The 11,493-nt window shown below is 69.9% G+C and carries 9 protein-coding genes; 2 read left to right on the top strand and 7 right to left on the bottom strand.

Translation table 11 applies throughout. The annotated features are described in order from the left end of the window. Positions 1-32: 32 nt before the first annotated feature. The 6 genes from UG56_RS22475 to UG56_RS22450 all read right to left on the bottom strand — a co-directional run bounded on the left by UG56_RS22475 (position 33) and on the right by UG56_RS22450 (position 6,141). Positions 33-1,859, bottom strand: coding sequence for a bifunctional metallophosphatase/5'-nucleotidase (locus UG56_RS22475; RefSeq protein ID WP_045547387.1), 1,827 nt, complete (start codon positions 1,857-1,859; stop codon positions 33-35). 76 nt (positions 1,860-1,935) lie between these two features. Beyond that, a complete protein-coding gene (locus UG56_RS22470) occupies positions 1,936-2,118 on the bottom strand; it encodes a hypothetical protein (protein ID WP_045547386.1) in 183 nt (60 codons plus the stop codon). 21 nt (positions 2,119-2,139) lie between these two features. Next, the gene (locus UG56_RS22465) at positions 2,140-3,033 is read right to left on the bottom strand and encodes an NAD(P)/FAD-dependent oxidoreductase (RefSeq protein ID WP_045547385.1); all 894 of its coding nucleotides are present in this window, start codon (positions 3,031-3,033) and stop codon (positions 2,140-2,142) included. A 121-nt stretch (positions 3,034-3,154) separates the two neighbouring features. After that, complete coding sequence (locus tag UG56_RS22460) at positions 3,155-3,580, bottom strand: DUF6069 family protein (protein WP_045547384.1); 426 nt, start codon at positions 3,578-3,580, stop codon at positions 3,155-3,157. Positions 3,581-3,722: 142 nt separating this feature from the next. Beyond that, positions 3,723-5,750, bottom strand: a complete 2,028-nt coding sequence (locus UG56_RS22455) for a protein meaA (RefSeq protein WP_045547383.1) — start codon at positions 5,748-5,750, stop codon at positions 3,723-3,725. Positions 5,751-5,832: 82 nt separating this feature from the next. Beyond that, positions 5,833-6,141 (bottom strand): STAS domain-containing protein, encoded by a 309-nt coding sequence (locus UG56_RS22450; RefSeq protein ID WP_045547382.1) that lies wholly within the window; start codon positions 6,139-6,141, stop codon positions 5,833-5,835. 182 nt (positions 6,142-6,323) lie between these two features. Between UG56_RS22450 and UG56_RS22445 the strand changes: the two genes are divergently transcribed. After that, positions 6,324-6,896: a cob(I)yrinic acid a,c-diamide adenosyltransferase gene (locus UG56_RS22445; protein ID WP_045547381.1), complete on the top strand. Its 573-nt coding sequence runs from the start codon at positions 6,324-6,326 to the stop codon at positions 6,894-6,896. 12 nt (positions 6,897-6,908) lie between these two features. Here UG56_RS22445 and UG56_RS22440 read toward each other — a convergent pair whose 3' ends face one another. Further along, positions 6,909-7,889: a helix-turn-helix domain-containing protein gene (locus tag UG56_RS22440; RefSeq protein ID WP_045547380.1), complete on the bottom strand. Its 981-nt coding sequence runs from the start codon at positions 7,887-7,889 to the stop codon at positions 6,909-6,911. A 377-nt stretch (positions 7,890-8,266) separates the two neighbouring features. Between UG56_RS22440 and UG56_RS22435 the strand changes: the two genes are divergently transcribed. After that, the gene (locus UG56_RS22435) at positions 8,267-11,437 is read left to right on the top strand and encodes a DEAD/DEAH box helicase (protein ID WP_143055151.1); all 3,171 of its coding nucleotides are present in this window, start codon (positions 8,267-8,269) and stop codon (positions 11,435-11,437) included. Positions 11,438-11,493: the final 56 nt, after the last annotated feature.

Genomic DNA, 11,493 nt, shown 5'->3' with positions numbered 1-11,493 from the left:
TTTTCGGTCAGAACGAGCCGACTCGGAAGGGGTCAGGAGTTGACGGTGATCGGCTCGCCGCCGGAGACGAGGCGCCAGTCGACCGAGGCGAAGGCGGCCGGGTCGATGACCTGATGCGCGGTGACCCAGTCGATGATCAGCTGCCGGATCTCGACCTGCTGGTTGTAGACCACGGGGGCGTGGCTGACGTGCGGGAACCCGCCGCCACCGGACTGACGGTAGTTGTTGACCGCGAGCACGAACTCCTGGGCATCGGTGACCGCGACGCCGTCGTAGGCGAGACCGGTGATCCGCGAACCCACGGCGGCCGCGATGTCGATGTCGTAGGTCAGCGCGGCATCCAGCCCGGCGATCGTGTCGAAGTTGTAGTCGGGGGTGCCGTTCGGCGCGGTGTCGGTGGGCGCGTTGGTCACCTGGTCGATCGGGAACGGACCGGTGCCGCTGACCTGCTTGAAGTAGCGAGCGGTGTACTCCAGGTAGTCGCGCAGCTGGGCGCCGGTGATGCGCACCGCCATCAGGGTGTTGTCGTAGATGTAGAGACCGGCGACGTCGCGTACGGTCACCTCGCCCGCAGGGAAGGCGGCGGCGCGGCTGAACGGGGCCGCGATCGAGAGCACCGGCAGCTCCGCGTCGGAGCCGGTGAGGGCCGCCTTGACCGCGTCGGCCTGGACGAAGTTGACGAAGTCGATGATCGGTACGTCCTCGACGACCGCCCGCGCGGCCAGCATCTCCACCGCGGAGGTGCCGACGACGGAGTTGACGTAGTCGATCACGACGTCGTGCTGCTCCTGCACCGCGGCGGTGACCTCCGGGTCGGGGTCGACGGTGTTGGAGTTGAGCGTCTGCGACGTCGCCGACTCCAGGACCCAGGCAGGCCGGCCGTGACGCTTCTCGCGACGTACGACCAGGTCCATCACGGAGACGCGCATGCCCCAGTAGAGCGGCTCGGTCAGCAGCACCTGCTTGCCGGTCGCGGTGTTGGTGACGTAGCGCTGGGCGATCTCCCGGTGGGCGTGGCCGACGAGGATCGCGTCGACGTCCGGCACCTGCTCGGCGACCAGGGTCGAGGCGTTCTCCGGGGGCAGCTCGTCGCCGTAGGAGCTGGAGGTGTCGGCACCGGAGTGGGCGCTGATGATCACCAGGTCGCAGCCGGCCTTCTTGAGCTCGGGGACGAAGATCTTGGCCTGCTCGACCAGCCCGGGGAACTCCATCCGGCCCTCGACGTTGGCCTTGTCCCAGATCGCGATGCCGGGGTTGGTCAGACCGAGCACACCGACCCGCAGGCGGCGGCCTCGGCCGAGGTCGTAGTCCTTGATGATGTAGGGCGGGAAGACCGGCAGCTTGGTCGACGGGTCGACCGCGTTGGCGCCGAGCAGCGGGAAGTCCACCTGCTCCTCGAACTTCCGCAGGGTGTCGATGCCGTAGTTGAACTCGTGGTTGCCGAGCGCGGCGGCGTCGTAGCCGACCAGGTTCATCGCCCGCGCCATCGGGTGGACCGCGCCCTCGGTGATCGGGTCGATCCGGGCGTAGTAGTAGGCCAGCGGGGTGCCCTGGATCGTGTCACCGGCGTCGATGGTGAGGATCGGCTCGCCGCGACGCTCCGCACGGACGGCGTCGATCAGCGTCTTGGCCTTGGCGACGCCGATCTCGTTGCCGGCGCTGTTCGCGAACTCGGCGTTCTTGTAGTAGTCCCAGTTGAAGACGTTGCCGTGCAGGTCGGTCGTGCCGAGCACGGTCAGCCGCACGGTGTCGGGCTTTCCGGCGTAGGCCGGGGTGGCGGTGTAGCCGGCAGCACTCAGCGCCGCGGCGCCCGTGACAGCAGCACCGGACAGGACAGAGCGGCGGGTGGCGTGAGGCATCGGTAACGTCCTTGCACGAGTAGGTAATCAGCTGCAAGGCAATTCCTACCACCTCGGGCGCAACTCGGCTGCACCTTTACGCTCGAGCAGCCAGATGCTTCTTCTTGACCGGCTTGCCGTCCAGGGTCACCAGGCGCCGCTTCTTGACCGTCATGCCCTCGGGCAGCGTGCCTTCCTTGAGCATGCGGATCGGACACCGCTTGCAGCGCGTCTTCGACACGCAGCACTCCGTCTTGGGAGGCTTCCTCTTCTTGCCCACGCCCGAAGGGTAACAGCCGGGTTAGGCAAGCCTTACTTCCACGAGGGAGGCCACCTCGGTGGCACAGCCCCAGCTCAGCGTCACCCCGGCCCCGCCGTGGCCGTAGCAGTGGACGACCCGTCCCTCGCGCTCCAGCCGGACCGACGGCCGGGCCGGACGGAGCCCGACCAAGTGGGCCCTGACCTCGGCGTTCGCGATCTCCGGCACGGCAACGGTGGCGTCGGCCAGGATCCGCTCGGCCGTACGCGGGTCCGGGCTCTGGTCCCAGGCGTGCGGCACCGACGTACCTCCGACGACGGTGTCGCCGCCGCGCGGGAAGACGTAGGAGGGGGCCTCGCCCTCGGCCTCCAGCCACTCCTCGGTGGCGCCCGGCTCGAGGACGACGATCTGGCCCTGGACCGGATAGAGGCTGGTGTCGCCGACCAGCTCCCGCGCACCGAGGCCGGTCGCGTTGACCACGACGTCGGCGTCCAGGCTCTCCAGGTCGTCGACGACTCCGGTCGAGATGGTCCCGCCGGCATCGGTGACCTGTCGCTCGAGCCACGGCAGGTAGACCGGCATCTCGGCGATCGGGGCGGTGAACTCGGCCCGGTCGTCGCTCACGGTCAGGTCGGTGAGCGGCGCGGCCCACCACAGGTCGGCCTCGGGGTTGTGCTGGGTGCCGTGCACCATGCGTACGCCTGCCTCCGGCTCCTCACGAGCCAGCCGGGCGAGCTCGACGAAGGTCTCCGCGGCCCAGGCCGTCACCCGCTCGCGCGGCTCGGCCAGGTAGGGGAACCAGAACCCGCCGGCCACCGCCGAGGTGGTTCCGCTCGTACGCTCCCGGCCGATCACCGCGACCTCGTGACCGGCCTCCAGCAACCGCACCGCGCACGAGAGCCCGATGACTCCGGCTCCGACCACCGTTACCCGCATGCGCGCAGGCTACTAGGCGCCCGTGTAACACGTCGTTCGTAGGACTACTCGCCCGATCTGGTCGGGCGAGTAGTCCTACGAACGACGTGTTACACGAGCCGTTTGACGCCTCCGGCCGATCTCATCGCTCCTCGGCCAGGCGGCGAGCCAGGACCGGGACGACGATGACGGCGGCGACGAGGTGCAGGGTCATCAGAGTGACCGCGCTGGCGATGTCGAAGCCGAAGGTGGCGTCGGGGACCAGGGAGAGGACGGTCAGCGCCACGGCGGTGACGACGAACGTACGCCGCGGGCGACGCGCGACGCGGGCCATGACCGCGGCCATGGCGACGCCGATGAGCGAGAAGAACGCGGTCAGCTGGGCGAACCCGAGGAGCGGGATCGGCGATCCGGCGGTCTCGAAGCTCACCCCGGCGGCCGAGGCAGTCGCCGCGAGGGCGGTGACGACGGCGGTCGCGGCAACGGTGGCGGCCACGCCATGGAACCAGACGGCCTTACGGGTGGTGGCGCGGGTGGTGGCGTACTCGGTGTTGGCGATGGTGGACATCTCGATCTCCTGTGAAGTGGTCGGAGGCTCTGTCTGCCTCTCTCTGCCCACTCCACGAACGGCCGCGACCGGAATCGACAGGCCTCCCGAAAATTCCGAGAAGAAATTTTCGGGAGGCCGTCGGCGGATCGGCGAAGACCCGTCAGGAGAGACCGTTCGCCTTACGGATGACCTCGACGATGTCGGCCATGATCTCGGTGAGGCTGAAGTCCTTAGGCGTGTAGACCGCCGCGACCCCCGACTCGATCAGGGTCTTGGCGTCGGACTCGGGCACGATGCCGCCCACGATGACCGGTACGTCACCGAGACCCGCCTCGCGCAGCCCCTCGACCACGGACGGCACGAGCGACATGTGCGAGCCGGAGAGGATGGACAGCCCGACGACGTGTACGTCCTCGGCGACCGCCGCGGCGACGATCTGCTCCGGGGTGAGCCGGATGCCCTGGTAGATGACCTCGAAGCCGGCGTCACGGGCCCGGACGGCGACCTGCTCGGCGCCGTTGGAGTGACCGTCCAGGCCGGGCTTGCCGACGAGCATGCGCAGCTTGACGCCGAGCTCCTCGCCGGTGGCCTTGACCCGGTCGCGTACGGCCGACAGCTCGGCACCGGCCTCCGCAGCGCCGACGGCGCCGGAGACACCGGTGGGCGCGCGGAACTCGCCGAAGACCTCGCGCAGGGTGCCGGCCCACTCCCCCGTGGTCGCGCCCGCACGGGCGGCGGCCAGGGTGGCCTCCATCAGGTTGGCGTCGGTCTTCGCGGCAGCGGCCAGCGCGGCCAGCGCCTCGGCCACCGCCGCCTCGTCGCGCTGGGCCTTCCACGCCTCCAGGGAGGCCTTGGCGGCCTCCTCGGCACGGGGGTCGGCGACCATGATCGCGGCGTCGAGGTCCGCGGTCAGCGGGCTCGGCTCGGTGGTGGTGAACTTGTTGACGCCCACGATGATCTCCTCGCCGGACTCGATCGCGGCGCGGCGGCGCGCGTGCGAGGAGACCAGCTCGGACTTCATGTAGCCGGTGTCGACCGCGGCGATGGCGCCGCCCATGGCCTGGACCCGGTCGATCTCCGCCTTGGCGCCCGCGACGAGCTCGGCGACCTTGGCCTCGACGACCGGCGAGCCGTCGAAGAGGTCGCCGTACTCGAGCAGGTCGGACTCGTAGGCCAGCACCTGCTGCAGCCGCAGCGACCACTGCTGGTCCCACGGACGCGGCAGGCCGAGCGCCTCGTTCCAGGCCGGCAGCTGCACCGCGCGAGCGCGCGCGTTCTTGGAGAGCGTGACCGCGAGCATCTCCAGCACGATGCGCTGGACGTTGTTCTCGGGCTGCGCCTCGGTCAGGCCGAGAGAGTTGACCTGGACGCCGTAGCGGAAGCGGCGCATCTTCGGGTCCTCGACCCCGTAGCGCTCGCGGGTGATTTCGTCCCACAGCTCGACGAAGGCGCGCATCTTGCACATCTCCTCGACGAAGCGCACGCCCGCGTTGACGAAGAACGAGATCCGGCCGACGACCTTGCCGAAGTCCTCCTCGGAGACCTGACCGGAGGCCTTGACCTGGTCGAGCACCGCGATGGCGGTGCACATCGCGTAGGCGATCTCCTGCACCGGCGTCGCGCCGGCCTCCTGCAGGTGGTAGCTGCAGATGTTGATCGGGTTCCACTTCGGGATCTGGTGGACCGTGTAGGCGATCATGTCGCTGATCAGGCGCAGGGAGTGCTCCGGCGGGAAGACGTACGTCCCGCGGGAGAGATACTCCTTGATGATGTCGTTCTGGGTGGTGCCGGCCAGCTTGGCGGCGACCTCGGCCGGGTCCATGCCGGGGTTCTGCTCCTCGGCGGCGACCTGATACATCGCGAGCAGCCACATGGCGGTCGCGTTGATCGTCATCGAGGTGTTCATCTCGGTGAGGGGGATCTGGTCGAAGAGCTTGCGCATCTCCCCCATGTGCATGATCGGCACGCCGACCTTGCCGACCTCGCCGCGGGCGAGGACGCTGTCGGGGTCGTAGCCGGTCTGCGTGGGCAGGTCGAAGGCGACCGAGAGACCGGTCTGACCCTTGGCGAGGTTGGTGCGATAGAGCTGGTTGGACGCCTCGGCGGTCGAGTGGCCGGCGTACGTGCGCATCAGCCAGGAGCGATCCTTCGCCGGGCGGCTCTGCTCGGAAGGCGTGGTGTCCGTCATAAGAGGCATGCTAGCCCCTCGGTTACCGATCAGTAACCGGCTCCGGTGTGGAAGATGTCACTCGTTCGGCCACTTCGTTCACTTAGGCGATGAGCGGGGAGTTCTCCACCTCGAGCACACGATAGAGCCTCGAGAGGTGGAGCATACGCCGCACCGCGGGCGTGCAGCCCTGCAGCGTGAGACGGCGACCCTCGGCATGGGCCTGCCGGGTCGCGACGGCGAGCAGCTTCAGCGCCGTGACATCGGCACTGGACACGCCGGAGACATCGAGCACGACGTCACCCTCCACCGAGTCGAGATGGTCATAGATCACGCTTCGCGCCATCCAAGTGCTGCGTACGTCGAAGTCTCCGTTCAGCACCAGCGTCGGCCCGTCGATCACGATCTCCATGCCTGCCTCCATCCCCAGAAATGGGTTGCCCTCACACAGAAGAGACGCTCCCTCTCGCCCACTATGACGCGCGGCAGCCCGTATTGGTTGCACCTCACCAGCCTCATTGGCCACTTCAGTCACTATTTTCTGTCAAATGACCACGCTCGCCGGGACGTGGGGCGTCCGCATAGGCTCAGCCCATGGTCAACCTGACACGCATCTACACCCGCACCGGCGACGCCGGTGAGACCCGGCTCGGCGACATGAGCCTGACCGCCAAGACCGACCTGCGGCTGGAGGCGTACGCGACCACCGACGAGGCCGGGGCGGCGATCGGTGTCGCGCTGGCCCACGGCGGTATCGACGAGGACGTCGTGAAGGTGCTGACGACCGTCCAGAACGACCTCTTCGACGTCGGCGCCGACCTCTCGACCCCGGTCGTCGCCGACCCGGAGTATCCGCCGCTGCGCGTCGAGCAGGCCTACATCGACCGGCTCGAGGCCTGGTGCGACGACTACAACGAACCGCTCGAGAAGCTCCGCTCGTTCATCCTCTCCGGCGGCACGGTCGCCGCGGCTCACCTGCACGTGGCGCGCACCGTGGTGCGTCGCGCCGAGCGGGCGGCCTGGGCGGCGTACGAGGTCCACGGCGAGACCATGAACAAGCTGGCCCTGACCTACCTCAACCGCCTCAGCGACCTGCTCTTCATCCTCGCGCGGCACGCCAACCGCGAGCAGGGCGACGTCTTGTGGGTGCCGGGCGGCGAACGCTAGAGGTCCTGGAGCTCACAGCCAGCCGCGGCGTCCCGCCTCGTAGCCGAGCTGGAGGCGGGTGTCGACCTGCGCGCGGTCCATCATCTGGCGCACCCGTCGCTGGACCGTACGCAGCGACAGCCCGAGCTGCGCCCCGATGGAGGCGTCGGTCAGGCCCGCGAGCAGCAGCGAGAGCACCTTGGTGTCGAGGGGCTCGAGGCGGTCGGCCGCCGTCTCGACGGTGCCCTCAGGCGTCGCGACGAGCTTGGGGGCGGAGGCCCAGATCAGGTCGAAGAGGGCGATGATCGCGTCGAGGAGGCCGCTGGGGTGGAGCAGCAGGGCGTCCTGGACGGTGTTGTGCTCACTGTTCATCAGCGGGATCAGGGCGATCTCCCGGTCGACGATGAAGGCACGCAGCGGCACCGTCGGCACCACCCGCAGCTCGATCCCGATCTCGAGGCCGGAGTCGATGGTCTCGTAGATGCCGGGGGTGTCGAAGACGGAGCGCTCGAGCACGATGTCGTGCCTGACCCCGCGTTCGATCGCGGCCCGCTCGGCCTCGTCGGCGTCCTCGCGGGTGACGACCGCGGCCTGCGGCTTCTGCAGCGCCTGGATGCACTTCTTGGCCGAGTACTGCAGCTGGGCGAACCGCTGGGCGATCGCCTCGGTGCCGTGCACGACGTCGACGACGTCGGCGACATCCCGGCGGGCGACGGAGCCACGGTAGAGACCGGCGAGCTCGGTCATCTCGACCTGCGCGCGGCGCAGCTCGTCCTGGCGCTGGACGAGCAGCGCCCCGAGCGCCACCGCCGGCGGGGAGGCGACGTAGCGGTCCTGGCCCGCCGAGGCGCGGGCGACCAGGCCCTTCCCCTCCAGCGCGGCCAGCACGGCGGAGACGCCGAAGGTGTCCAGGTCGGCCGCCTCGGCCAGCTCTTCGAGGTTGGCCGACGGCGCTCCGACCAGCTGGCGGTAGACCGTCTCCTCGAGCTTGTCGAGACCGAGCGCATCGAGCATCCGAGATGCCTTTCCGTGGCGGGGAACGAACCACGGACATCATGGCAGATATACGACACGTCACATTCCCGCCATAGCGGTTCGACTTGCAATCACCGGCAACTTGGCCGAAAGTATTCATCGCCACCTCGGTCCGGATCCCCCCGCTCGGATCGAGGTGGCTTTCCTTTTGCGCAACGAAGTCGTCCGGATCGGTTCGGATTCGGTTGCCTGGGACGGGCGTCCCAGCGTGCGTCTATGCAGGCCGGTGAATGCACCGGAACCGCCGCGGGGTGCGCCGCTGGTCTAGACCAGCGCCTCCGCAACGAACGAGACGCTGCTCACCACCAGCGTCCACGAAGTCGCAGAACCCGCCTCATGCTGGAAGAATGGATCGGGTGCCCTTGCTCGAAGCTCTCACGAACGACCTGATCCGCGAGACCTTCGACCCCCAGACCATCGAGCGCGGCGAGGCCTACGCGGCCCAGGGCCGCGTCGGGGAGCCCCAGGTCACCGAGATCGGCAGCAGCACGCTGCGCGCGGCGGCCGAGGTCCGAGGCACCGGCCCGGCCCCCTACCGCACGACCCTCAACCTGGAGTCCCGCAACGGCGTCGCCCGGGTGACCAGCTCGTGCAGCTGCCCCGTGCACAACAACTGCAAGCACGGCGCCGCCCTCGGGCTGGTGCTCGCCGGCTCGCGCACCTCGACGGCGCCGCAGGGCCCGTCGTGGGAGACGGAGCTGCGTACGCTGCTCGGCCAGCTCGCCGAGGACAACAAGCCCGAGGACGACCTGCCGGCGCTGGCCCTCGAGATCGATGTGCACAGCCCACGGTCGGCCATGGGCGGCTCCCCCACCGTCGAGCTCAGGCCGATGCGGATGGGCAACCGCGAGCGCTGGGCGAAGACCGGTGCCGACTGGGCCAACATCCCCAGCGCGCTGCCCGGCAAGGACTTCCCGCGCAGCCAGCTGCTCCCCCTGCAGGAGCTGGCCCGGCAGCTGCGGCCCGACCGGCTGCTCTACGCCCGCGGCTCCTCCCTCAGCCTGGCCGACTTCGGTGAGCACGCGGTCAGCCTGCTCCGCGACGCGATCCGTGGCGGCGTGACGGTCCTGCCCGGCGAGAACGTACGCGGCGTGGTGCTCTTCGACGATCCGCTCTCGCTCGCCGGGGAGCTGCGCCGCGAGGACGGCGAGGCGGTGCTCCGCTTCGGCCTGGCCCACGGCGACCGGGTCTACGCCGGCCCGACGGTGCTCCCGATCGGTCGCCCGACCCGCTCGGTCGGCATCCTCGATGCCGGCATCCTCCATCTCGGCGACCTGTCCGGACCGCTCTCCACGCACGCCCAGCGGCTGGTGACGGCCCGCGACCCGCTGACCGTCCCCGAGCCGGAGATCGGCACGCTGAGCGCCCTGCTGGGCCCGCTGGCGCGCCTGGTGCCGCTGCGCTCCACCGACGACTCCCTCGACATCCCTGAGCCGCCCGCACCTCGCCTGACGCTGACCGTCACCTGGCGCAGCTCGACGCATGCCACCCTCGGCTGGACATGGGCCTACGGCGTACGTCACTACCCGGTGGACTCCCGTGAGGACCTCGGCCTGGTCCGCGACCCGGCCGCGGAGGCCGTGCTTCGCGAGAGGGTCTCCGCCGAGCTGCTCCGCAAGCAGGAGGTGCGCGACGGCGACGCGCTCGCGCTCGCCATCCACGACCTCCCGGCGCTGCGTGAGATCGAGGGCGTCGAGGTCACCGAGGTGGAGCGGCCCGACTTCCGCGAGACCGACGAGGACCCGGAGATCTCCTTCGAGGTCACCTCGCCCGAGGGCGCCTCCCTGGGCGGTCAGGACTGGCTCGACCTGCAGGTCGTGATCCGGATCGGCGGCGAGCCGGTCCCGCTGCCCGACGTGCTCGCGGCGCTGACCCGCGGCGACGACCACCTGATCCTCCCCAGCGGCACCTACATCACCACCGACCGCCCGGAGCTCGACCGGCTGCGCAACGTCGTCGAGGCCGCCGGACAGCTCCACGAGCGCACCGGCGACGGCCTCGCGGTCGGCAAGCACGACCTGGGCGTCTGGGCCGAGCTCGCCGAGCTCGGCGTGGTCGACCAGCAGGCCGCCGAATGGGTCCAGCGCGCCCAGGCGCTGCGCGACCTGCGCGAGATCCCGCGGCCCACCCCGACCGGTCTCGCGACCGAGCTGCGCCACTACCAGCTCGACGGCTTCCACTGGCTGGCGTTCCTGCACGACCAGGGCCTCGGCGGGATCCTCGCCGACGACATGGGCCTGGGCAAGACGCTCCAGGTGTTGGCCACGATCTCCCACGCCGTGCACACCCAGCCGGGCCCGCGCGCTCCCTATCTCGTGGTGGCGCCGACCTCGGTCGTACCGGCCTGGGTCCAGGAGGCCCGCCGCCACACCCCCGGCCTCCGGGTGAGCACGGTGAGCAAGCGCGTCGACTCCGTGGCCGAGGCCCGCGAGGACGCCGACGTGGTGGTCACCACCTACGCCATCCTCCGGCTCGAGCAGGACGCCTTCGCCGGGCGCCCCTGGGCCGGACTCGTCCTCGACGAGGCGCAGCAGGTCAAGAACCACCAGTCCAAGACGTACGCCGCGGCCCGCCGCATCGACGCCCGCTGGCGCCTCGCGGTGACCGGCACGCCGTTCGAGAACCGCCTGATGGAGCTGTGGGCGCTGCTCTCGATCACGGCGCCCGGCCTCTACCCCAGCCCGCGGATGTTCCGCGACGCGGTGGTCTCACCCGTGGAGAAGTCCGGTGACGACGGCGCGCTGCGCCGGTTCCGGACCCGGCTGCGCCCGTTCCTGCTGCGGCGTACGAAGGAGCTCGTCGCCGACGACCTGCCGCCCAAGCAGGAGCAGGTGCTCGGCGTCGACCTCAACCCGGCCCACCGCAAGATCTACGACGCCCACCTGGCCAAGGAGCGGCAGCGGATCCTGCACCTGCTCGACGACTTCAACGACAACCGGGTCGCGATCCTCAGCGCGCTGACCAGGCTGCGGCAGCTCTCCCTCGACCCCGGACTGGTCGACCCCGAGGACGACGACGTCGGCTCGGCCAAGCTCGACACGCTCGTCGACCACATCGAGGAGCTCGCCGCCGAGGGCCACAAGGCGCTGGTCTTCAGCCAGTTCACCTCCTTCCTCGGCCGGGCCCGCACCCGGCTCGCCGAGGCCGGCATCGACGCCGCCTACCTCGACGGCGCCACCCGCGACCGCGGCGCGGCGATCGAGAGCTTCCGCGACGGCGATGCCCCGGTCTTCCTGATCTCGCTCAAGGCCGGTGGTGTCGGCCTCACCCTGACCGAGGCCGACTACGTCTTCGTACTCGACCCGTGGTGGAACCCCGCCGCCGAGGCCCAGGCCGTCGACCGCGCCCACCGCATCGGCCAGACCCAGCACGTCATGGTCTACCGGCTGGTGTCGACCGACACGATCGAGGAGAAGGTCATGGAGCTCAAGGAGCGCAAGGCCGAGCTCTTCGCCAAGGTCGTCGACGGCGAGGGTGCCATGGGCTCCACCATCGGCGCCGACGACATCCGGGCCCTGTTCGACTGATCCGGCGGGGCGTCGCTCTCGTGTAACACGTCGTTCGTAGGACTACTCGCCCTGTC

It is taken from the genome of Nocardioides luteus (assembly GCF_000960475.2).
Taxonomy (GTDB): domain Bacteria; phylum Actinomycetota; class Actinomycetes; order Propionibacteriales; family Nocardioidaceae; genus Nocardioides; species Nocardioides luteus_A.
Note: the sequence above shows the minus strand (reverse complement) of the source record. Positions and strands in the feature narration are given on the sequence as shown.